Source organism: Pseudophaeobacter flagellatus, from assembly GCF_021228235.1.
Classification (GTDB): domain Bacteria; phylum Pseudomonadota; class Alphaproteobacteria; order Rhodobacterales; family Rhodobacteraceae; genus Pseudophaeobacter; species Pseudophaeobacter flagellatus.
The window spans coordinates 91,608-114,009 of record NZ_JAJQRG010000006.1 but is presented as its reverse complement, the minus strand read 5'-3'; the positions used below and the strand labels follow the sequence as shown (position 1 = coordinate 114,009).

Here is a 22,402-nt window from a genome sequence, read left to right as displayed (position 1 = left end):
GTGGGCCGGGGGAGGCCGCATTGACGGCGATCAATGCACCGAGGAGTCAATCCCTGTCGTCGGCCACCGAGGACGCAGTCCAATCGGCCAGAACCGTATTGAGCGCTGTCCAGTCGGTATACTCGATATCAGCGGAAAGATCCGCTGACGGATCCTTGTTCGCAAGGATGCGGCGCATCACGAAACGGCGGAAAACATCGTAATCAGAGGGCTTATAGGCACCGGCCAACTGTTCGATCCGATTGGGGGTCCAGCCGGTGGCTAAGGTGAAATTGGTCAGAATTTTGTCCAGTTCCTGCCAGTCTTCGGCTTCGTGACCCGCAGCGGCAAGCGAGACCGAGAGGAACAGACTGGACAACGCAGACAGAGTGTCGGCGCGTTTGGCGCAAAACTCCGTCAGCGCCTTTTGATAGTGCCCGATATGGACCGATGCTGCCAGCAACACCGCATCAAAGCGTGCCAGGTCAATGTCATCGGCATCGGCAAGCGGCAGGAGTTCGACCATATGACCCGCATCCGCAAGCCAATCCGCTGCGACGCGGCAAATCTTGCGGGTTTGACCATCGGTCGAGGCGTAGGCGACGAGGATTTTCATGACTCTCCTCTCTAGATCGCTTCGGCTGCGGCGGCATTGACGGCTGTCAATCGGATCGGAGACCGGCGTTGCGAGCTGTCACGCGGCAATGCCTTGACAGCGATCAATGGCGGCGTGGCAGCTGGGAGGTATCATTGATCTGCTGGAGCGGGTGGCGTCCTCTGTATCGTGATCGGCTGCCCACAAGAGGACAAGCCGAAGAAATGACAGTGACGGGATCTTGATCCTGGGCGCGCTGCCCATACCGGAAGGAGGAAAAACACATGCAGATCAAAGATTTGATTCCTTGGGCGCGCAAAGATCATGCGCCCGAACCGAAGACCGACGATCAGAACGCCATTTCCAGTCTGCAGCGTGAAATGAATCGCGTGTTCGAAAGCTTTTGGACCCGTGCAGGCGATCTCGATTGGCCATGGGTTGGCGGAGAGGCCAAATCCGACATGGTCGAAACCAAGGATCGCGTCGAAGTATCGATTGAACTTCCCGGTATGGACATGTCGGATATCGAGGTTTCTGTCAGTGACGAGTTTCTGACCGTGAAGGGTGAGAAGAAGATTGAGCGGCAGGAGGAGAAGAAGGGATACTACCTCTCCGAGCGCAGCTACGGCGCGATATATCGCAGGATCCCGCTGCCCCCAGGCGTCGATGGCGAAAAGGCCGAGGCCAGCTTCAAGAACGGAGTGCTGACTGTTAAGCTGCCGCAAACCCCGGTGGCCTAGGTCAAGGCCAGGGGGCGCGTGACAGGGCCGCTTGAGAGTTAACGACCAACGCTCGGGCAGACTGAGACTGAGGTGCGGCGGGCAACGCGCCCGCTGCATAAGGCAAAGGAGGGCTTCGGTCGGTTGCAGAACAGTCGCCCGGCCAGCAGAGAATGATGAATTCAGATCCCTACAAGATACTTGGCGTGTCCAAGACCGCGACGCAGGGGGAAATCAAGAAAGCCTATCGTAAGCTGGTCAAGGATTTGCATCCCGACCTGCACCCGGACGACGCAGCCAAGCAGGATCGGTTCAAGGCCGTCTCAGCCGCCCATGGTCTCCTCTCCGACCCCGAAAAGCGGCGCCGCTTTGATGCGGGCGAGATCGACGCGAGCGGACAAGAGAGGCCGGAACGCCAGTATTACCACCAATATGCAGGCCGGGAAGGCGGTCACCGATATGACCCCAGAACCGGTTCTGGTGCTGCGATGGGCGAGGACGATCTTGGAGGCATCTTCTCGCAATTCTTCGGCCGCAGCACCGGTGGTCAGGGACGGGGCGGCTTTCGCCAGGAGATGCACGCCCGCGGCCAGGACCTGCGCTATCACCTCGAGGTCGAGTTCCTTGATGCCGCTCGCGGCACGAAACGGCGCGTTACTATGCCGGATGGGAACGATATCGATATCAGCATTCCACCGGGCCTGAAGGACGGCCAGACCCTGCGTTTGCGCGGCAAGGGGGCGCCGGGATTTGGCCAGGGCAAACCGGGAGACGCGCTTGTGACCGTCGCGGTGCGCCCGCATCCCGTGTTCAGCCTGTCCGGCGACGATATCGAGATGGAGTTGCCGATCACCTTCGACGAGGCCGTTCTGGGCGTGAAAGTTGATGTGCCGACTGTGTCGGGATCGGTGTCGGTGACAATTCCCGAGGGCGCGTCCTCGGGGCAGCGCTTGCGCCTGCGCGGCAAGGGCATCAAGGGCTCCAAGGGAAAGGCCGGAGACCAGATCGTTCGGCTGAAAGTTGTGCTGCCCAAACACATCGATGGTGACCTGAAAGACCTGGCGCGCCGCTGGCGAGACAAAGCCGGTTTTGACCCGCGGGCCGAATTGCGGAGGATGTCATGAGCCATACGGAAGAGAAGGTTTTGGCCGAGATCCGCCGACTGACCCGCCGCGACCTTCGTCTTTGGGTGCGCGAAGGATGGGTGCGACCAGCAATAGGCGAGGCCGGCCCGCTCTATGACGACCTCGACGTTGCGCGGATTCGCCTCCTTTGCGACCTGCGCAAGGAGATGGCGCTGCCCTCAACCGCTGTGCCGGTGGTTCTGACGCTGATCGACCGGCTGCATCAGACCCGGCGCGACCTGTACAGTTTGGTGGAGGCGGTCGACGATCAGTCCGACTGTGTCAGGCATGCTGTTGTGGCACGCCTTCGTGCGCGATTTGACGAAGACGCGCCAGCGGGGGGCGACTGACAAAAGTCAATGCGGCGGTCATCCCGGCGAGGAAACATAGGTGAAAGGGAGGGTAGTTGGATGCACAGAGAACTAACCGCACATTATCGCCTCTTGGCGGCAGTCTATCGTCGATATGTAGATGCCGATTTCAGGCTGGCGAAGGCACGGAACGAATTGCGTGCGTTGTTTCCGGTCGATCAAGTACCATATCGCGGCACCATTGGCGCGCCGAGGTCGCCCATTCGCCGCCTTCATGAGGAACGCGATCGAGCCTTGCTCAGATTTCAGTCGGCCTACGTAAAATTCAAAACGGCGAAAGCGCGCGTTCACAAAAGAGAAGCAAGCCGCCGGATAAGGCTGCTATTGAGCTTTCAACGCGAATAGCGCGCTCTGGGCGAACGCAGGAATTGTCCGGAGAGGTCGGCATTGCGGTGCTTCGCGCGCCATCAATTGCCCTGAGTCTGTTTCAGACTGTCACCTTAAGTAAGGGGGATGGGTATGACAAAAAGCAAAATGGCAAAAAGAAACCCGCCCAGACATATCTGGGCGGGTTTTCTAAACGTTCTGCCGTGCCCCGCCTTTCCCCCGCTTCAGGTTAAAGGCGGGGCGCTTTTAGAGAGCCAGACCCAAGGGCTTAGATGGCGACGGGGGGCACCATGCCGACAATGTCATAGGTTTGACGCAGGATGGGCGCGGTGATGGCGCGGGCGCGTTCAGAGCCACGGGTCAGGATCTTGTCGATCTCATCCTGATGCTGCATCAGTCGGGCCATCTCGGTAGAGATGGGGGCCAGCTTAGCGACTGCCAAGTCCACCAGCATTGGCTTGAACTCTGAAAACTGCTTGCCCCCCACATCGGCCAACACCTGATCAACGGTTTGTTCGTTGAGCGCGGCGTAGATGTTGATCAGATTGCGGGCCTCTGGCCGTTCTTCCAGGCCCTTGGCTTCGCTGGGCAGGGCGTCTGGGTCGGTCTTGGCCTTGCGGATCTTTTTAGCGATGGTATCGGCATCGTCGGTCATGTTGATGCGGCTGGCGTCAGAGGGGTCAGATTTGGACATCTTCTTGACGCCGTCTCGCAGGCTCATCACGCGGGTGGCCGCGCCTTCGATCACCGGTTCGGTCAGCGGGAAGAAATCAACGTCATAGTCGTGGTTGAATTTGGTGGCGATGTCGCGGGTCAGTTCCAGATGCTGTTTCTGATCCTCACCCACCGGCACATGGGTGGCGTGGTAGATCAGGATATCTGCCGCCATCAAGGAGGGATAGGCCAGCAGCCCAAGCGAGGCATTTTGCGCGTTCTTGCCGGCCTTGTCCTTGAACTGGGTCATCCGCTGCATCCAGCCCATGCGGGCAACGCAGTTGAACACCCAGGCCAGTTGCGCGTGTTCCGGCACCTGGCTTTGGTTGATCAGGATGGATTTTTCAGGGTCGATACCCGCAGCAATGAAGCCGGCGCAGAGTTCACGGGTGGCCTTACGCAGATCGGCGGGGTCCTGCCAGACGGTGATCGCATGCAGGTCAACCATGCAATAGATGCTTTCGATATCGTTGGCTTGCCAGTCGACAAAACGCTTCAGGGCGCCAAGGTAGTTACCAAGGTGCAGGTTGCCGGAGGGCTGAATGCCGGAAAAGACACGCGGCGTGAAGGTGGTGTCGCTCATGTGGGCGTAACTCCCGTCTGGAATTATGGTCCCTAGTCGCTTACCCATGGGTTTCGGCAGCGTCAACAGGCAGCGTCACCGGGCGGTATCCAGGACGGTATCGGGGGCCCTATCCAGAGCGCGCCCTGGATAGGGTCCAGGTCGAGGCCCGAGCGTTAAAATAAGGGTCGGTAAGGCCGCCCAAGGAGGACAAGATCCATGAGCAATGATACGAATATCTCTCCGGTTAATCCGCTGCCGCCCGCAGTTGTGGCCCTCGTGCTGGTGATCATGGGGATCGAGGCTGTCCTTGCCCTGGGTCAGCGCGGTATCCTGGGCGGCCCCGAGGCGATTGGCTGGCGGTTGGAGGCCTTTCAATCCTATGCTTTTTCGCCAGAAATATTCTGGTGGATGGTCGAGACAGGACAATGGCCGACTGAACATCTGATCCGGTTTCTGTCCTACGCCTTTGTACATGGGGCCTTTACCCATGCGTTGTTCGTCTGTGTCTTTGTGCTGGCCATGGGCAAGATGGTGGGCGAGGTCATGGGGGATCTGGCGATGGTGATCATCTTTTTTCTTTCGGCCATTGGTGGGGCCCTGGGCTATGCGGTCCTTCTCGAGGCCAGCGTACCATTGATCGGTGGTTTTCCGGCGGTCTATGGCTTGATTGGAGCCTTTACCTATATCCTGTGGCGCCAGCTTTCGCTGGTGGGGGCGCAGCAAAGTCGCGCCTTTTCGCTGATTGCCTTTCTTATGGGGGTGCAGTTGCTGTTTGGCCTGTTGTTTGGCGGCTCACAGGACTGGGTGGCAGATCTGTGTGGTTTTGCCACCGGGTTTGGGCTGTCGTTTTTTCTGGCACCGGGCGGCTGGGCGCGGATCCGCAGTAAAATCAAACGCGACTAGTGGCTCTGCGCAGGGCTGGGGCTCCCGCCCGGATGGCGGCCGTGAAACATGGCCTTATCCCGTTGGGCCCGGCGCCGCGCAGAGGCGCGGCGCGGCAGCGCTGGATTACCCGGATTGGCGCTTGCCGCGCCGTAGGGAGGTTTTCAGCTCTGCCAGGTTGAAGGCCTTGAGCAGATATCCAGCGATAAAGAAGGTCGTTGCACCGCTTAGGATCAGGGCCAGCAGGGCGAGGTAGCGCCAGCTTGGCAGGGTGAAAAATGCTCCGAACTGTTGCACGGTGAGGACCAGTTGCGCGCCCATGACCAGCGCGGCCAGAAGAATACGCAGGCTGCAGTGGTAGAACCGGGGATCAAACCGGGCGGCGCTGCCCATGCGCCTGGTACCCAGCCAGAGCAGGATCACCATGGCCCAGCCGGCCGTAGAGGCAGCAATGGCAGGCGAGATCCAGCCCACCACGGGCTTCAGCCCCACCGCCAGCCCGGCGTTCACCACCATGGCAAAAACGGCATAGGCAAAGGGTGAGCGGGTGTCTTCGCGGGCAAAATAAAGCGGCTGCAGCACCTTTTGCAAAATGAAGGCCGGCAGGCCCGCGCCATAGATGGCCACCGCCAGGGCGATGGCGGCCGCGTCTTCAGGCCCAGTGGCACCACGTTGATAGAGCACGGAAACCAGTGGCAGCGGCACCAGCATGAAGGCCACAGCCGAGGGCAGGGTGAAGAGGAGTGAGAACTCACCAGCGCGGGACAGGGCATTGCGCGCACCGCTGTCATCGCCGCTGCGCAACCGGCGGGCCAGATCCGGCAGCAGCACGATGCCAACCGCAATGCCAATGACCCCAAGCGGCAGCTGATACAGCCGATCCGCGATGAACAGCCAGCTGACCGCGTTTTCAATATCCGAGGCCACCAGCTGGCCAACCACCAGATTGATCTGCGTCACTCCCATGGCCAATGCCGCAGGAACGGCCACCCGTACCAGGCGGCGCATTGCTGGGGTCACCCGAGGGAGACCGGGACGCAGGCTAATCCCGGCGCGGCTGCTGGCGCGCCAGACCAGGGCTAGCTGGGCAAGGCCTGCCACCGGGATGGTCCAGACCAGCCAGTCCACCACCGAGCCGCCCATCCAGGCCGCCAGCATCATGGCGCTGCAGGCAAAAATATTGAGCAGCACCGGCGCGGCGGCAGCCGCCGCAAAGCGCCCGGTGGCATTCAGCACCCCGGAAAACAGCGCCGCCAGTGACATGCACAGGATATAGGGAAAGACGATATAGCCAAAGCCCACCGCGATGTCGAAGCGGGCATCGCCCTGAAAGCCCTTGGCCGTGGCCCAGACCAGCGCGGGCATAAAGACCATGCCCAGCCCAACCAGGGCCAGAACGGCAGCCCCCAGCAGATTGAAGGCATCCTGGGCAAAGCCCTGCGGGTCTTCCCCACTTTCCAACCGTTTGGAAAACTGCGGTACAAAGGCAGCGTTAAAGGCACCCTCGGCAAAAAAACGGCGAAACATATTTGGCAGCCGAAAGGCCACCACAAAGGCATCCAACAGCGGGCCGGGGCCGATATATGCAGCGATCAGGATTTCACGCAAAAAACCCAGAACACGGCTGGCCAATGTCCAGAAGCCAACCGTGACAAAGCCGGAGAACAATCTGACCGGTTTCATGAACGCGCCTTTTTCGAGCCTTCTGAAATGGCCTCGCGCAGCTTGCGCTCCAAAAAGTCCTGTTTGGACTTGGAGTGGTATTTCAGGCCAAACATGTCTTTGACGTAGAAGGTATCAACCACCTGTTCGCCATAGGTCGCAATCACAGCATTGGCGATATAGACATTGGCTGCCACCATGGTGCGCGCCAGATCATAGAGCAGCCCGGTGCGATCACGGGTGTCGACCTCGATGATGGTGTAGATTTCCGAGCCTTCGTTATCAAAGGTGATATGGGTCGGCACCTTGAAGGCCTGTTCCCGTTTTTTGAACTTGTCGCGGGTTTCCAGCGCCTCTCCGGCGATCACCTCGCCCTTCAGGGTTTTCAGAATCATCTGGTTCAGCCGGGGCAGGCGAGAGGCCTCAAAGGGGTGACCCTCGGCGTCCTGGATCCAAAAGGCATCGGTGACATAGCCGTCTTTGGTGGTATAGCTACGGGCGTCGACCACATTGGCCCCAACCAGCGCCAAAGCACCGGAAATGCGGGCAAAGATGCCGGGGTGGTCAGCCATTACAAAACAGGCGCGGGTGGCATCGCGGTCATCATCCGGGTGCAGCCGAATGACAATGCCACCGGGGTCGTTCTTGGCTTCCAGCTCTCTCAGCATTTCGGCAAAATCGATATGGGCGGTGACATGCAGCCCCTGCCAATAAGGATCATAATGCCGCCCGGTTTCGCGTTTCAGATGGGCCTTTGGCCAGTCGGCCAGGGCGGCGCGCAGGGCCTTTTTGCCGGCCGCACCGCGATGTTCCCGGTTCAGAGCCTCCATGCCGTTGTCCAGCGCTTCGCGGGTCTGGTTGTAGAGCGCCCGCAGTAGGGCCGCTTTCCAATTGTTCCAGGTGTCCGGGCCGACGCCGCGAATGTCACAAACCGTGAGCAGCAGCAACAGATCCAGCCGCTTTACCGATTGCACCGCTTTGGCAAAGCCCCGGACGGTACGCGGATCGGCAATATCGCGTTTCTGCGCCATATCGGACATCAACAGATGATTGCGCACCAGCCATTCAACCGTTTCGCTGTCGGCCTTGTTCAGCCCAAGGCGCGGTGCCACCTTGCGGGCGATCTGCGCCCCCAGGATAGAGTGATCCTGTTCGCGACCCTTGCCGATATCATGCAACAGCATGGCCACCAGCAGGACCTTGCGGTTGATGCCCTTGCGGATCACCTCTGATGACAGCGGCAGCTCTTCTTCCAGTTCACCTTTGTCGATGGCGGTGAGGTTGGAAATCACCTGAATCGTGTGCTCATCCACCGTATAGGAATGGTACATATTGAACTGCATCATCGCCACGATGGGTTCAAATTCGGGGATAAAGGCGGCCAGCACGCCGAGTTCGTTCATCCGGCGCAGAGCGCGTTCCGGGTTGCCGTGTTTCAGCAGCAGATCCAGGAAAATGCGCCGTGCTTCCTTGTTGTTGCGCATGTCATCGTCGATCAGGTGCAGATTGGCGGTGACCAGGCGCATGGCGTCTGGGTGGATCAACATGCCGGTGCGCAGTGCTTCCTCAAAGATCCGCAACAGGTTGAGCTTATCGTTCAGAAATGCATCGGGATCCGCGAGATCCAGCCGGTTGTGAACCACGTGGTATTCGGGTTTCACCCTGGGGCGGCGGCGGAAAATGCGTTCCAGCAGCGGCGCGCGCTTTTGTTGGCTTGCTTCCAGCTTGGTCAGCAGGATTCGGGTCAGATCGCCCACAGTTGTGGCATGGCGGAAATAGTCTTGCATAAAGACTTCCACGCCGCGCCGCCCGGCGCGATCCTTGTATCCCATGCGACTGGCAACTTCGACTTGCAGGTCGAAATTCAGCTGTTCGGTGGCGCGTCGGGTCGCCAGATGCAGATGCGATCGTACCGCCCATTGGAAATTTGCAGCGGTGGAAAAGGTCTCCAGCTCTTCCGGTGTGAAGAGGCCAAGCGGTACCAGATCCGCCACGTCCTGGACCTTGTAGACGTATTTTGCAATCCAGTAGAGAGACTGTAAATCGCGTAGGCCGCCCTTGCCCTCTTTGACGTTGGGCTCCACCATATAGCGTTCACCCTGTTTCAGGTGGCGCTCGTCGCGTTCAGCCAGTTTGGCCTCGATAAATTCGGTGACTTCGCGGATGAACAGCTCTGTGCGCAGCCGTTCTTCCAGTTCTTCGGCAAGGGCGCGATCACCGATAAGATAGCGCTGTTCCAGCATGGCGGTGCGGATGGTGAAATCCTCGCCCCCCAACCGCAGGCAATCCTTGATGGTGCGGCTGGAATGGCCAACCTTGAGGCGCAGATCCCACAGAATATAGAGCATCGATTCTATGACGCTCTCGGCCCAGGCGGTGATCTTGTACGGGGTCAGGAACATCAGATCGACATCGGAAAACGGCGCCATTTCACCACGGCCATAGCCGCCGACTGCAATCAATGCGATCCGTTCAGAGGAGGTGGGCGTCCCAACCGGGTGCAGATAGGTGGTGGCCACATGAAAGGCGGTCAGCACCAGCCCATCCGTCAGATAGCTGTAGGATTGGGTCAGGGCACGGGCCGAAAATGGCGCTTGTGCAAAGTGCTCGGCGATGAGGGCGCGGCCCTGGGTGTTGGCGGTGCGCAGCAGGTCGACCACGCCGTTACGCAGGGCGTCGGGCGCGGTTTCTTGTGCCAGCTGGGCAATCTTGTCCTGCATCTCGGCACGATCAAAGATGGCCCGCGCATCACAAATCAGCCCAGAGGGAAGGGACCCTCCGGGCTGATCGTCCTGGGGTGTCTGGGCTGGATCAGAATCCGGCGCCCGAGAAGCTTCTGGGGGCTGCGTCAAGGATGACTACCTTCTGTTCTTGGATCGTTGCAATGGTCAGACCGCGGTCATTGGTGCCATCGGGCCGCAGGCGGAAAATGCCACCTGTGCCCTGGAAACCAGCCCCCTGGGTCAGGGCTGCGGCGGTCAGAGCATCGGATTTTCCAGCACCGACCAGGGCGCCAATTGCGGCGATACCATCATAGGCCAGCCCGCCAATGGCATGGGGGGGGGACCCATAGGTGGCTTCATAGCGGTCGCGAAAGCCCTTGGCCTTGCCGGGGTCGGGCATGGCAAACCAGCCGCCCTGCACACCGGGCAATGCCAGGGTCTGGGCCGGTACGTCCCAGCGGGTCAGCCCCATGTACTGTATATCTTCGGGTTTGACGCCGGCCTCTGGCAGCAGCTGGGTCAGCAGCGGCAGCGCGCCGGCTGTGGTCGCGGTCAGGAACAGCGCATCAGCCCCGCTAGTGGTGGCCGAGCGGATCTGCGGAATGGCATTGATCACGCCAGTCTGCGACAGATCATAGTCAATGGAGCTGACAACAGTCGCGCCGGACTGCGCCGCCGCATTTCGGATTGCGGTCTGCCCGGCGATTCCGGCGGCGTTATTGCCCCCGGCAATCACGATCCTGCTCTTGCCCTGCGCCTTGGCATAGCTGGTCAGGCGACGGGCCGTATTGTCAAAGGTTGGCCCCAGGATAAAGACATTGCCCCCGGCGATCGAGGTGGTGTTGGAAAAGGCCAGGACATTGATGCCGCGTTTGGCAGCGGCAATGCCGGCGGCATTGGCCGCTTCGGCATAGACCGGCCCCAGAATAATGCGTGCGCCGCCCTGCACCGCCTCGGTGGCGGCAGCGGCTGCGCGGGTCGGATCGCCTGCAGTGTCATAAATGCGCAGATCAATCTGTACGCCCTGCAGATCTGCAATCGCCAGGCGGGCAGCGTTTTCCAGGCTTTGCGCTAGAACGCTGTCCCCGGACTGTGCCGATCCGCGTGGCACCAGCAGCGCGACGGGAACGGGTTTAGATGTATTGATGCTTGGGCCGCCGCCCATGGCAATAGGATCGCAGGCGGCCAGTGCAAAAGTTGAAATAGCGGTGACGGCAAGCAATGTTGCCTTGCGGGCCCGTTTGAAAACAGCAAACATAATGGACTTGTAACTCCCCTTCGTCCGGCGCTTTGCACCGTGTTGGTTCGGGAGCGATAATAAACGACCAAAAAGGCGGGTCCAGCGTGAATCATCAGATCGTCAATTTGTTGCCGGGGCTATATTTTGTGGCAACACCTTTGGGCACGGCCCGCGACATTACCCTGCGCGCGCTGGATGTGCTGGCCTCGGCGGATTTGATTGCCGCCGAAGACACCCGGTCGCTGCGCCGCCTGATGGAAATTCATGGCGTGCCGATGCGGGATCGCCAGGTGATTGCTTACCATGATCATAGCGGGGTGGCTGCACGTGGCAAAATCTTGGCAGCGCTGGAGGTTGGGAAATCGGTTGCCTATGCCTCCGAGGCGGGAATGCCGTTGATCGCGGATCCGGGTTATGCCCTGTCAAAGGCGGTGTCCGAGGCGGGGTATTTGGTGACCACTGCACCGGGCGCGACGGCGGTGACCACGGCGCTGGCGCTGGCCGGATTGCCGACGGATGCGTTCTTTTTCGCGGGCTTTTTACCCAATGCCAGCGGTGCCCGGCGCAAACGTCTGGAAGAGTTGCGTGCGATTCCGGCCACCCTGGCCTTTTACGAATCCCCCAAACGGGTGGCGGCTTCGGTGGCGGATATGGCGGATGTGCTGGGTAATCGCCCGGCGGCGCTGTGCCGCGAGCTGACCAAAAAATTTGAAGAGGTCCGCCGCCTGCCGCTGCAGGAGTTGGCTGCAAGTCTGGTGGAAACTCCGGTGAAGGGTGAGATCGTCGTGCTGGTAGACCGCGCTGCTGCCGCGGTGGTCAGCGAGGGCGATATTGAGAGCGACCTGCGCGCCGCGCTGATCAACAACAGCGTCAAAGATGCCGCCACCATCGTTTCCGAGGCGCATGAGATGCCGCGCCGCAAGGTGTATCAGCTGGCCCTGAAACTGGCGAAAGAGGGCTGATATGCCCAGAACGCCTGTCTCTACCGGATTGCGTGCGCATCTTGCCGGCGCCGCAGCAGAAGAGCGGGCGGCGCGCGCCTATGTGGCGCGAGGCTACCAATTGGTTGAACAGCGCTGGCGCGGGGCAGGGGGCGAGATCGACCTGATCCTGCGCCAGGGCGCGCTTTGGGTTTTTGTCGAGGTGAAGACCGGCCCCAGTTATGCGGCGACCGTTGCCCGGATCACGCCGCGACAGATGCAGCGGGTGCAGGCCTCGGCGGCGCTTTATCTTGATCAAGAGGCGGGCGGCACCCTGGCAGAGGCGCGCATCGATGTGGCGCTGGTGATCGGCACTCAAGAGGTCGAAATTCTGGAAAATGCCTATGGTCAGGGCTGACGGCTTTCACGGCTTGTTGAACAAGGCATATTGAACCTTACTGCGCCCTGCGTCATCTATGGCGAAAGAAACAAGGAAAACTGCCATGAAAATCGCCTTTCAGATGGACCCGATCATGGGTGTCGACATCGACGCCGACAGCAGCTTTCGCCTGGCGGAAGAGGCCCAGGCGCGCGGCCATGAGCTGTTTTTCTATCTGCCGGACCATCTGGCCTACCAAGAGGGCAAGATTACCACCCGTGGTCAGGATATGACGATGCAGCGGGTGGCGGGAGCACCGGCCATTCTGGGCGAGATGCGTGACGTGGATCTGGCCGATTTTGATGTGATCTGGCAGCGCCAGGACCCGCCCTTTGACATGCATTACATCACCTTGAGCCATCTGTTGGACCGGCTGAAAGATGACTGCCTGGTGGTCAATGATCCCTTCTGGGTGCGCAATTATCCGGAAAAGCTCTTGGTACTGGATTTCCCCGACCTGACGCCGCCCACCGTGATTGCGCGCGATCTGGACACCATCAAGGCCTTCAAGGAACGGCACGGCGATATCATCCTCAAGCCGCTGTATGGGAATGGCGGTGCCGGGGTGTTCCGGCTGGACGCCAATGACCGTAATCTGACCTCTCTGCACGAATTGTTCACCGGCTTCAGCCGTGAGCCGCTGATCGCGCAGAAGTTCCTGCCCGATGTCAGTAATGGCGACAAACGGGTGATCCTGGTTGACGGCGAACCGGTTGGGGCGATCAACCGGGTGCCTGCCGCAGGTGAGACCCGTTCCAACATGCATGTGGGTGGGCGGCCAGAGAAAATCGGGCTGACCGAGCGCGACCTTGAAATCTGCGCCGCCATCGGGCCGTTGCTCAAGGAAAAGGGCCAGGTCTTTGTTGGTATCGATGTGATTGGCGACTATCTGACCGAAATCAACGTGACCTCCCCCACCGGCATTCAGGAGCTGGAGCGCTTTGACGGGGTGAATATCGCTGAAAAAATCTGGCTGGCGATCGAAGGCCGCGTTGCGGCCCGCGGCTGAGGCTGGGCGCTGAAGCTGGGGCGGTGGTCTCCGAGCCTTGCTCCCCCCGCGCTTGTTATGCCCGGTGCTTGTTATGCCAGTGTGATTGTTACACGCCAGTGCGAAAGTTCAGCGCCTCGGCCAGATGCGGGCGCTGCACCTGCGGTTCGGCGGCCAGATCGGCGATGGTGCGCGCTACCCGCAGCACCCGGTGATAGCCGCGTGCGCTCAGTCCAAAGCGTTCTGCGGCCTGTAGCAACAGCGCGCGGCTCTCTGCCTGCAGGGCCACGGCCTGCTCTAACACATCGCCCTCGGCATCGGCGTTAAGGGTGATTTCAGCGTTGTCGCGATAGCGATCGGCCTGGATCTCGCGGGCGATTGCAACCCGCTGGGCCACCTCGGCAGAGCCTTCGCTGGCGGCGGGCAGGTCCAGATCCTTGAAGGCCACCGGCGGTATTTCGATGCGCAGATCAAAGCGATCCAGCATCGGGCCAGAGATACGCCCGAGATAGTCTTCGCCACAGCCCGGTGCGCGGGCGCAGGCGCGGGCTGCGTCTGCCAGATAGCCGCATTTGCAGGGGTTGGCCGCCGCCACTAGCATGAACCGGCAGGGATAACGGATATGGGCATTGGCGCGGGCAATCATCACCTCGCCGGTCTCTAGCGGCTGGCGCAGGGTTTCCAGGACCACGCGGCTGAATTCCGGCAGTTCATCCATGAACAAGACGCCATTGTGGGCCAGGCTGATCTCGCCCGGCTGCGCCCGCCGCCCGCCGCCAACAATCGCCGCCACAGATGCGGTGTGATGTGGCTCGCGGAAGGGGCGGCTGCGGCTGATACCGCCGGCGTCGATCAGCCCGCACAGTGACTGGATCATCGAGGTCTCGAGCGCCTCGGCCGGGGTGAGCAGCGGCAGGATAGAGGGCAGCCGGGCCGCGAGCATGGATTTTCCCGATCCCGGAGGTCCGGTCATCAGCATATGGTGGCGCCCGGCGGCGGCGATCTCCAGCGCGCGTTTTGCCTGTTCCTGGCCCTTGATGTCACGCAGATCGCGCAGTGGTGCAGGTTGGCTCACCTCGCCGGGGCGGGCTGGGGTAAGGGGAAATTCGCTGGTGAAATGGCGCACCACCTCGGTCAGGCTGGCGGCACCAATGACCAGGGCATCGCCAGCCCAGGCCGCCTCGGCAGCGGATCCTTTGGGGCAGAGCAGCTGATGGTTGGCGCTGGCCGCAGCCATGGCCGCCGGCAGCGCCCCGGTGACCGGCATTAGCTGGCCGTCCAGCGACAGTTCCCCCAGGGCGAGGGTGTCTGCAACCGCCTCTGGCGGGATCAGACCGATGCCCGCCAGCAGCGCCAGGGCGATGGGCAGGTCAAAATGGCTGCCCTCCTTGGGCATATCCGCAGGCGACAGGTTGATGGTGATCCGCTTGGCTGGTAGCGCAATTGACATGGCGGCAAAGGCAGCACGCACCCTTTCGCGGGCTTCGGACACCGCCTTGTCTGGCAGGCCAACGATGGCAAAGGCAGGCAGCCCAGCCACCAGCGAGCACTGCACCTCGACGGGGCGCGCGTCTATGCCGTGAAAGGCTACCGTATTGGCGCGGCTGATCATCTGGGCTCATTCCCTTGAACTGGCAAGGAAAAACAATAGGCACCGTGGGGGCAGTGTCAGCAGCAGAACTGTGGTTTTGGGGGATTTTACGGTGATTTCCCGCAAGCCTGCCGCAGTCATTGGTTAGAAATGGACAGCGGCATGGCTTGCGGCGGGGGAGGGGGCGCCTCTGGGCGCCGCCTAGGTGATGGGCCAGGGGCTGCGGGCCAGATCCTGGGCATAGGGTTCCGGGTCATAGCTGACCTCGCGTGCCTGCGCCTGCCACTGCAGTACTGCGGGATCCGAGAGCAGCATTTCGCAATAGCTGCGGGTTTGCGGCGCGACTGGCAGGTCATAGCCAACGATCCGGGCTGCAACGGGGGTGTAAAACACCTCTGCTAGACCGTAATCCCCAAAGAGATAGCCCGCCTGTGCGCCAGAGATGCTGCGGGCATGGGCAAACAGCGCTTCGATACGGGCTAGGTCGGCCAGCACCGCCTCTGAGGGATCAAACCCCTGCCAGACATGCGACAGCTGCATCGGGCAGTCGCCACGCAGGGCGGAAAACCCAGAGACCATCTCGCTTGCCAGCCAGCGCGCGGTGGCACGCTGATCCGCGGCCACAGGCCAAAGACCCGCAGTCGGGAAGGCCTCGGCCAGGGTTTCGGCCATGGCTAGGCTCTCGCCAATCACCAGGCCCTGGTCGGTTCTGAGCGTCGGCACCAGACGCGCCGGGGCCAGATGCGCCAAATCCTGGGCCATGGTGCCAGAATAAAGCCCAACCAGATGGGTTCTATGCGGGATTGCAAATTTTTCGAGCATGAGCCAGCCGCGCAACGACCAACTGGAATACATGCGATCACCAATGTAGAGTTCATAAGGCATGAAAGCAGGCTAGCGCCCTGCATGATATCTTTAAATGGAATATTTGTTGGAAAATTCATCACGATAATTGATGAATTAAGGCCTCTGATTAAGCGCCCCACTGCGCCAGCCGTCTGGGCCATAGCTGAGGGTACTGAGCGACAGATTATCTATCTTGTGGGAGAAGGCGGCGGTGGGGCTTAGCCTTTCGGCCCGCTGGATCTGCGTCAGGATCTGACCAAAATGCCCGACAATCACCAGATCGCGTCCCGCATGGACCTGAAGCAGGTGATCGACCGTATCGTTGACGCGGGCGCAGACCTGGTTCCAGCTTTCGCCGCCGGGCGGAGTGGTGTCGCCCGGTGTTTCCCAATAGGCGCGGATGCGGTCGGGGTCTTCGGCGTCGACGTCTTTCCAGTTACGCAGCTCCCAGGTGCCAAAATGGATTTCACGCAGACCGGGCATATGCGGCAGACGTTGACGCGCGCCCTGGATGGCGCTGGCGGTATCCACTGCGCGGCGCAGATCGGAAGACACCACAAGCGCTTCGGGCGGCAGGCTGGCCTCAAGCCGCGCCAGGGCGGCGGTATCGGATAGATCGGCCGGTAGATCTGACCAACCCACCATGGCCTTGGCATGGGTCGGCCCGTGGCGAATAAGAAACAGGCGCGATTTCATAGCGTCCCTTTCAGCACCAACGGCAGCCCGGCGGTTACCTGAACCACCCGGTCAGCCTGGGCAGCCAGTGCGATGTTGAGCCGCCCCTGGGCCTCGCGGAAGCGGCGCGACAGGGCGTTTTCGGGCACAATGCCCTGGCCCACCTCGTTAGAGACCACAACCAGTTCTGCCCGACAGCGCTTGATCGCCGTCAGTAGCTCTTGCTGCGCGGTGGCCAGATCGCCTTCGGCCAGGATATGATTGGTCAGCCACATGGTGGCACAGTCCAGCAGGCAGATTTGATCCGGCGCAAGCTGGTCCAGAATCCGCGCAGGCGAGAGCGGTTCTTCATGGGTCTCCCAATCAGGCCCCCGCTGCTGTATGTGGCGTTTGACCTTGGCCTGCATCTCGGTATCAAATATTTGTGATGTGGCCAGGTAGCATTTTGATTTTGTTGACTTAAAACACAAATCTTCGGCGAATTTCGACTTGCCAGAGGCGGCGCCGCCGAGAATGAATGTGACAGGTGCCGACAAGTTCTTTACCCTTGTAAATGAACGGTTTCTACCCTGTGCTAGCCGCTGGTGACGCTCAAAACAAGGGTCTAGCCAGTACTGGCTGCGCTGCGTCGGCTGGGCCAGCGCCTTGGCGGGTGCTTTGGCCCTAGGTTGCCAAGGCGGGCTCGTAAAGAGCCAGGTGCCAAAAGGCCATAGGCCGACAAGCCGCTTCCTGGGTCAGGCCCAGGGCCGCACATTGTGCAAAAGAGACTGTGCCGTGGCATTGCGCTGCGGATTGGCGGAGGGACCGGCATACCCTTCCATTCGCCGTCTGGGGTCATACCCTGCGGCTGTCCGGTGCGCTCTGCCATGTTTTCAAGACGACCCCGATCCCGGAGGGAAACAATGGCGCTTGACCATATCACTGTGAATCCATTGCCCAAACAGGCGATGAAGGCAGAATTGCTGGATGCAGAGACCGAACGTAAACTTGCCTATGCTTGGCGGGATCAACGGGACGTGCAGGCGCTGCACCGGTTGATCAATGCCTATATGCGGCTGGCGATTTCAATGGCCTCCAAGTTCAAACGTTATGGCGCGCCGATGAATGATCTGATCCAAGAGGCGGGGCTGGGCCTGATGAAAGCGGCGGACAAGTTTGATCCCGATCGCGGCGTGCGCTTTTCCACCTATGCGGTCTGGTGGATCAAGGCCTCTATTCAGGACTATGTGATGCGCAACTGGTCGATGGTGCGAACTGGCTCTACCGCCGCGCAAAAGTCATTGTTTTTCAATATGCGCCGGGTGCAGGCCCAGCTTGAACGCCAGGCCTATGCCCAGGGGGCGCGGCTGGATCGCCACCAGCTGCATGAAAAAATCGCCTCTGAAATTGGTGTGCCGCTGCGGGATGTGGAAATGATGGATGGCCGTTTGGCCGGGGGCGATTTTTCGCTCAACGCAGTCCAGTCGAGCGAGGCTGAGGGCCGCGAATGGATCGATGTGCTGGAAGATGACAGCGCTCAGGCGGCTGAACTGGTTGAAGGCAGCCATGATCGCCGCCAGCTGCGGCGATGGCTGGTCGAAGCGATGCAGGGCTTGAGCGGGCGGGAAAAGCTGATCGTGGTGGCCCGCAAACTGAAAAGCCCGCCGCGCACGCTCGAAGACCTGGGGCGCGAATTAAAGCTGTCCAAGGAACGGGTGCGCCAGCTGGAGGCCGGGGCCTTTCAAAAGATGCGGAAACTGCTTGAAACCCGCTCGCGAGAGGTGCAAAGACTGCTTTCATGAGAAAGCGTAGTTTTTTAGTCAGGAATAGTGCGGCCACCCTTGTGGTCGCTTTGGTCGCGGGGCTTTCCGTTGGGGTGCCCGCCCAAGTCGCGGCGGAGGTCACCGCGGCGACGCAGGCGCAGGGGCAGGCTGGTGTGCAGCGAGATCAAACAGGCCTGGGCCAGGTTGCGGCGATGCTAAAAGGGGCGGATGTAATCCTGCTGGGCGAAGTGCATGACAATGCCGCGCATCACCAGACGCAGGCAGAGCTGATCGCGGCCCTGCGGCCCAGGGCGGTGGTCTGGGAGATGATCACCCAGGACCAGGCCGAAACACTCACCGTGCCGGTCCTGCAGGATGCGGCGCGCACCGCCGAGACGCTGAATTGGGCGACATCGGGCTGGCCTGATTTTGCGCTTTACGCCCCGGTGTTTCTGGCCGCCAGCGAGGCGGCGCAGTTTGGCGCATGGCTGCCGCGGGCTGAGGCCCGAACAGCCCTGCAAACCGGGATCGCCGACCATTTTGGCGACCAGGCCGCGCGCTTTGGTCTGGACCAGCCCCTGCCAGAGGCAGAGCAGGCCGCGCGCGAGGCTGCTCAAATGGTCAATCATTGCAATGCTATGCCAGCAGAGATGCTGCCAATGTTGGTTGATATCCAGCGCCTGCGTGACGCCCGTCTGGCTGCCCGCGCCGAACAGGCGCTGCAGCAAACGGGCGGACCCGTGGTGGTGATCACCGGCAATGGCCATGCCCGGCTGGACTGGGGGCTTGCGGTCTATCTGAAACGGGCGGTGCCACAGATCAGCCTGCGCGCGCTTGGCCAGATCGAAGGGGATCAGGACGCCGAGATGGGCGGCCAGGGGGCGCGGCGTTTTGATGTTGTTCTATCGGCCCGCGCGCCGACGCGCCCGGATCCCTGTCTGGCCTTTCGCAGCGCTGATTAGCGCCGTGGTGGTGGTACCAGCGGCCTGATGATTGGTCCTTGAAATCGCCTTGGAAAAGCATTTCCCTCTTTGTGCTCCAGGCGATAGGATTGCCAAGGGCCGGGGCGAGGCCGGGCAAACAAGGGACAGTGAAAATGCTGGCAGGCAAGCGCATTCTTCTGATCATCGGTGGCGGCATCGCGGCCTATAAATCGCTGGAGCTGATCCGCCGGTTGCAGGACCAGGGGGCGGCTGTCACCCCTGTCCTGACCCGTGCAGGCGAAGAGTTCGTCACGCCGTTGTCGGTCTCGGCGCTGGCGGCGACTGCGGTGCACCGAGATCTGTTTGATCTGACCGCCGAGGCCGAGATGGGGCATATTCAGCTGTCGCGCAGCGCCGATCTGGTTGTGGTGGCCCCCGCCACTGCCGATTTGATGGCCAAGATGGCACAGGGTCTGGCCAATGATCTGGCCAGCACCCTGCTTTTGGCGACAGATACTCCGATCATGCTGGCACCTGCGATGAATGTCCGCATGTGGGAACATGCCGCTACCCAGCGCAATATTGCCACCCTGTGCGCCGATGGCGTGCAGTTGGTTGGCCCCAATGAGGGCGGCATGGCCTGCGGTGAATTTGGTCCGGGCCGGATGGCGGAGCCGAACGAAATCATTGCGGCCATCGCAGCGCATTTCCGCCAGGGGCTGCTGTCGGGACGGCGTATTCTGGTGACCTCTGGCCCCACCCATGAACCCATTGATCCGGTGCGCTATATTGCCAATCGTTCCTCCGGTGCACAGGGCACTGCACTGGCCACTGCGCTGCGCGATCAGGGTGCAGAGGTGGTGTTTGTCACTGGCCCGGCAGAGGTGCCTCCCCCCGACGGGGTTGAGGTGATACCGGTGCAAAGCGCGCTTGAGATGCAGGCGGCCGTGCAGGCGGCACTGCCGGTGGATGTGGGGGTCTTCGCGGCCGCCGTTGCCGATTGGCGGGTGTCCAGTGCCTCGGATCGAAAACTGAAGAAATCCAAAGATGGCTTGCCGGTGCTGGAGTTTGCCGAAAACCCGGACATCCTGAAATCTGTCGCGCAGATGCGCACCGGGCGACCGCCGCTGGTGGTCGGTTTTGCAGCGGAAACCAATGATGTGGTGGATAACGCCACGGCCAAGCGCCTGCGCAAGGGCTGCGACTGGATTGTTGCCAATGATGTCTCCCCCGCCACGGGCATCATGGGCGGGGCGGAAAACGCCGTGATCCTGATTTCAGAACAGGGGGCTGAAGCCTGGCCACGGATGGGCAAGGCAGAGGTGGCCCGCCAGCTTGCCGCCCGGATTGCAGAGCACATTGCAGCCCCGATTGGGGACAGGCAGTAACCCTGCAACAGGCTAGCCCCTTGTGAAACATCAGCGACAAAAGAGGACGAGATGGTTGAAATCCGGGTGACCCATGAGGCTGGTGCAGATCTGGATCTGCCGCTGCCCGCCTATGAAACCACTGGTGCGGCCGGGGCTGACCTGCGCGCCAATCTGCCGGATCGCGATAGCCTGACGCTGTCCCCCGGCGCGCGGATGCTGGTGCCGACCGGGCTGCGGCTGTCGATTCCGCCGGGCTACGAGGTGCAGATCCGGCCGCGTTCCGGCCTGGCTTTGAAACACGGGATCACCCTGCCCAACAGCCCCGGCACCATCGACAGCGATTACCGCGGCCCGCTGGGGGTGATTGTGATGAACGCAGGCGAAGCAGATTTTGTCATCTCGCATGGCGACCGGATTGCACAGATGGTGGTGGCACCCGTTGTGCAGGCCCGGATCTCGCTGGTTGACACCCTCGAGGAAACCGCGCGCGGCCAAGGGGGCTTTGGCTCTACGGGGCGGCGCTGATGCTGCGGATCCTGGCCGTTGCGGCGTTCATCTGGTGGGGCGGCGGCTACCTCGGCTGGAGCCGCGCCCTACGTGGCAGCCTGCTGGCGATCCTGTTTACCGCTGTTCTGGCCTTGCAGGCGACGCTGCCTGCCGAACATGCATTGCGCCAGGCCACGGGGGGCTCTGCTGCGCTGTGGCTGATGCTGGGTGGTTTTGGCCTCTTGGCGCTGGGCTATGGCTGGATTATTTCTGCCCTCAAAGCCCGAGCGCAACCAAAAGGCAGCGATATGTCCCACCCCGCCCCTCTGTTTAGCGAAACAGAGCTGAACCGCTATGCCCGCCATATCGTGCTGCGAGAGCTGGGCGGGCCGGGACAGAAAAAACTGAAACAGGCCCGCGTCCTGGTGATTGGTGCCGGTGGTCTCGGGGCTCCGGCCCTGCAATATCTGGCCGCCGCCGGGGTGGGGACCATTGGGGTGATTGATGACGATGTGGTGGAAAATGCCAATCTGCAACGCCAGGTGATCCACCGCGACGCGGATATCGGCCTGCCCAAGGTGTTTTCAGCCGAGGCCGCGATGAAGGCGCAAAACCCCTATGTAGAGGTGCGCCCCTTTCATCGTCGCCTGACCGAAGAGATTGCCGCAGAGCTGTTTGCCGATTTTGACCTGATCCTGGACGGCAGCGATAATTTTGAAACCCGCTATCTGGTCAACCGCACTGCGGTAAAGCTGGGCAAGCCGCTGATTTCCGGGGCGCTGTCGCAATGGGAAGGTCAGCTGAGCCTGTTTCACCCCAAAGGCGGTAGTCCCTGCTATCAGTGTATTTTCCCTGAAGCACCGGCTGCCGGGCTGGCGCCGTCCTGTTCCGAAGCCGGGGTGGTTGGCCCGCTGCCGGGGGTGCTGGGGGCGATGATGGCGATGGAGGCGATTAAGGCGATCACCGGCGCGGGCACGGGCGTGAAAGGTGAAATGCTGATCTACGATGGACTATATGGCGAAAGCCGCAAGATCCGCCTGTCGCGGCGGCAGGACTGTCCGATTTGCAGCGACGGTCGGTAACGTCAGAAAGCCCGCAGCAGTGAATGAAGCCTTTTTTATTACCGCGCTTTGCGGTGCCCTGTTTGGCGGCGAGTCCGAGACCGTGCATGACTTTACCTATCCAGGTGGTGATGCCTCGATCCGGATAGATTGCGAGAATGACAACCGGGTGGTTGAGTTCGGTCTGGACAAGCGCAGCAGCCTGGACAGTATCCAGCAGGCCCTCTTTGCCGCCGAGGTGACCGGCAAAGAGGCGGTGGTGGTGCTGATCGACACCGATGGGCGAATTGGCCGGTTTGAATGGCGCATCGCCCGCGCGGCCAATATTGCGGGGGTGCCGATCCGCATTCTGTCGGCCTCTCTGATCGACAGCCTTGAGGTGGGCGGCTAGATTTACCGCGTTCCTTTGCATTCACGTGGCTGGCTCACCTCATTTGATTTTGCATGTCGCGCCAAACCG

Annotated in this window: 22 protein-coding genes; 13 read left to right on the top strand and 9 right to left on the bottom strand. The window is 61.1% G+C overall.

Going from position 1 to position 22,402, the window contains the following annotated elements; genetic code table 11:
* Window positions 1-46: 46 nt before the first annotated feature.
* Window positions 47-595: a flavodoxin domain-containing protein gene (locus LRK71_RS13075; RefSeq protein WP_232404276.1), complete on the bottom strand. Its 549-nt coding sequence runs from the start codon at window positions 593-595 to the stop codon at window positions 47-49.
* 263 nt (window positions 596-858) lie between these two features.
* On the opposite strand from LRK71_RS13075, the gene LRK71_RS13070 reads away from it, so the two are divergent.
* The 3 genes from LRK71_RS13070 (at window position 859) to LRK71_RS13060 (ending at window position 2,767) form a co-directional block, all read left to right on the top strand.
* Window positions 859-1,314: an Hsp20/alpha crystallin family protein gene (locus LRK71_RS13070; protein WP_232404275.1), complete on the top strand. Its 456-nt coding sequence runs from the start codon at window positions 859-861 to the stop codon at window positions 1,312-1,314.
* A gap of 152 nt (window positions 1,315-1,466) precedes the next feature.
* The gene (locus tag LRK71_RS13065; protein WP_332460267.1) at window positions 1,467-2,417 is read left to right on the top strand and encodes a J domain-containing protein; all 951 of its coding nucleotides are present in this window, start codon (window positions 1,467-1,469) and stop codon (window positions 2,415-2,417) included.
* Complete coding sequence (locus LRK71_RS13060; protein ID WP_232404273.1) at window positions 2,414-2,767, top strand: MerR family transcriptional regulator; 354 nt, start codon at window positions 2,414-2,416, stop codon at window positions 2,765-2,767. Before LRK71_RS13065 ends, LRK71_RS13060 begins: the two co-directional genes overlap by 4 nt.
* Before the next feature lie 616 nt (window positions 2,768-3,383).
* On the opposite strand, the gene trpS is transcribed toward LRK71_RS13060, so the two are convergent.
* Window positions 3,384-4,412: a tryptophan--tRNA ligase gene (trpS, locus tag LRK71_RS13055; RefSeq protein ID WP_232404272.1), complete on the bottom strand. Its 1,029-nt coding sequence runs from the start codon at window positions 4,410-4,412 to the stop codon at window positions 3,384-3,386.
* Window positions 4,413-4,610: 198 nt separating this feature from the next.
* Here trpS and LRK71_RS13050 point away from each other — a divergent pair, with 198 nt between their 5' ends.
* Window positions 4,611-5,297 (top strand): rhomboid family intramembrane serine protease, encoded by a 687-nt coding sequence (locus LRK71_RS13050; protein ID WP_232404271.1) that lies wholly within the window; start codon window positions 4,611-4,613, stop codon window positions 5,295-5,297.
* A gap of 105 nt (window positions 5,298-5,402) precedes the next feature.
* Here LRK71_RS13050 and murJ read toward each other — a convergent pair whose 3' ends face one another.
* From murJ to LRK71_RS13035, 3 genes are read right to left on the bottom strand one after another with little or no spacing between them, the layout of a single operon-like run.
* A complete protein-coding gene (murJ, locus tag LRK71_RS13045) occupies window positions 5,403-6,959 on the bottom strand; it encodes a murein biosynthesis integral membrane protein MurJ (RefSeq protein ID WP_232404270.1) in 1,557 nt (518 codons plus the stop codon).
* A complete protein-coding gene (locus tag LRK71_RS13040; RefSeq protein ID WP_232404269.1) occupies window positions 6,956-9,790 on the bottom strand; it encodes a [protein-PII] uridylyltransferase in 2,835 nt (944 codons plus the stop codon). The genes murJ and LRK71_RS13040 overlap by 4 nt, the downstream gene beginning before the upstream one ends.
* Window positions 9,750-10,919, bottom strand: coding sequence for a penicillin-binding protein activator (locus LRK71_RS13035; protein WP_232404268.1), 1,170 nt, complete (start codon window positions 10,917-10,919; stop codon window positions 9,750-9,752). The genes LRK71_RS13040 and LRK71_RS13035 overlap by 41 nt, the downstream gene beginning before the upstream one ends.
* A gap of 86 nt (window positions 10,920-11,005) precedes the next feature.
* Between LRK71_RS13035 and rsmI the strand changes: the two genes are divergently transcribed.
* The 3 genes from rsmI (at window position 11,006) to gshB (ending at window position 13,269) form a co-directional block, all read left to right on the top strand.
* Window positions 11,006-11,863 carry a 16S rRNA (cytidine(1402)-2'-O)-methyltransferase gene (gene rsmI / locus LRK71_RS13030; protein WP_232404267.1) on the top strand — a complete coding sequence of 286 codons (858 nt, stop codon included), beginning with the start codon at window positions 11,006-11,008 and terminating at the stop codon, window positions 11,861-11,863.
* Between the two features lies 1 nt (window position 11,864).
* On the top strand, window positions 11,865-12,239 hold the full coding sequence (locus LRK71_RS13025; protein ID WP_232404266.1) for a YraN family protein: 375 nt from the start codon (window positions 11,865-11,867) through the stop codon (window positions 12,237-12,239).
* A gap of 85 nt (window positions 12,240-12,324) precedes the next feature.
* The gene (gshB, locus tag LRK71_RS13020) at window positions 12,325-13,269 is read left to right on the top strand and encodes a glutathione synthase (RefSeq protein WP_232404265.1); all 945 of its coding nucleotides are present in this window, start codon (window positions 12,325-12,327) and stop codon (window positions 13,267-13,269) included.
* An 88-nt stretch (window positions 13,270-13,357) separates the two neighbouring features.
* Here the strand turns inward: gshB and LRK71_RS13015 are convergent, their stop codons facing one another.
* From LRK71_RS13015 to cobU, 4 genes are all read right to left on the bottom strand, one after another.
* Window positions 13,358-14,860, bottom strand: a complete 1,503-nt coding sequence (locus LRK71_RS13015) for a YifB family Mg chelatase-like AAA ATPase (protein ID WP_232404264.1) — start codon at window positions 14,858-14,860, stop codon at window positions 13,358-13,360.
* 180 nt (window positions 14,861-15,040) lie between these two features.
* Entirely contained in the window at window positions 15,041-15,724 is a 684-nt protein-coding gene (locus tag LRK71_RS13010) for a glutathione S-transferase (protein WP_232404263.1), read from the bottom strand.
* Between the two features lie 75 nt (window positions 15,725-15,799).
* Window positions 15,800-16,381, bottom strand: coding sequence for a histidine phosphatase family protein (locus tag LRK71_RS13005; RefSeq protein WP_232404262.1), 582 nt, complete (start codon window positions 16,379-16,381; stop codon window positions 15,800-15,802).
* Window positions 16,378-16,896, bottom strand: coding sequence for a bifunctional adenosylcobinamide kinase/adenosylcobinamide-phosphate guanylyltransferase (gene cobU / locus LRK71_RS13000; RefSeq protein WP_232404261.1), 519 nt, complete (start codon window positions 16,894-16,896; stop codon window positions 16,378-16,380). Before cobU ends, LRK71_RS13005 begins: the two co-directional genes overlap by 4 nt.
* A 366-nt stretch (window positions 16,897-17,262) precedes the next feature.
* Here cobU and LRK71_RS12995 point away from each other — a divergent pair, with 366 nt between their 5' ends.
* The 6 genes from LRK71_RS12995 (at window position 17,263) to LRK71_RS12970 (ending at window position 22,333) form a co-directional block, all read left to right on the top strand.
* A complete protein-coding gene (locus LRK71_RS12995; RefSeq protein WP_232404260.1) occupies window positions 17,263-18,141 on the top strand; it encodes an RNA polymerase factor sigma-32 in 879 nt (292 codons plus the stop codon).
* On the top strand, window positions 18,138-19,064 hold the full coding sequence (locus LRK71_RS12990; RefSeq protein ID WP_232404259.1) for a ChaN family lipoprotein: 927 nt from the start codon (window positions 18,138-18,140) through the stop codon (window positions 19,062-19,064). The genes LRK71_RS12995 and LRK71_RS12990 overlap by 4 nt, the downstream gene beginning before the upstream one ends.
* Before the next feature lie 134 nt (window positions 19,065-19,198).
* Window positions 19,199-20,413 (top strand): bifunctional phosphopantothenoylcysteine decarboxylase/phosphopantothenate--cysteine ligase CoaBC, encoded by a 1,215-nt coding sequence (coaBC, locus tag LRK71_RS12985; RefSeq protein WP_232404258.1) that lies wholly within the window; start codon window positions 19,199-19,201, stop codon window positions 20,411-20,413.
* Window positions 20,414-20,464: 51 nt separating this feature from the next.
* Window positions 20,465-20,920 (top strand): dUTP diphosphatase, encoded by a 456-nt coding sequence (dut, locus tag LRK71_RS12980; RefSeq protein WP_232404257.1) that lies wholly within the window; start codon window positions 20,465-20,467, stop codon window positions 20,918-20,920.
* Complete coding sequence (locus LRK71_RS12975; RefSeq protein WP_232404256.1) at window positions 20,920-21,963, top strand: HesA/MoeB/ThiF family protein; 1,044 nt, start codon at window positions 20,920-20,922, stop codon at window positions 21,961-21,963. The genes dut and LRK71_RS12975 overlap by 1 nt, the downstream gene beginning before the upstream one ends.
* Before the next feature lie 19 nt (window positions 21,964-21,982).
* A complete protein-coding gene (locus tag LRK71_RS12970) occupies window positions 21,983-22,333 on the top strand; it encodes a hypothetical protein (RefSeq protein ID WP_232404255.1) in 351 nt (116 codons plus the stop codon).
* Window positions 22,334-22,402 lie beyond the last annotated feature (69 nt).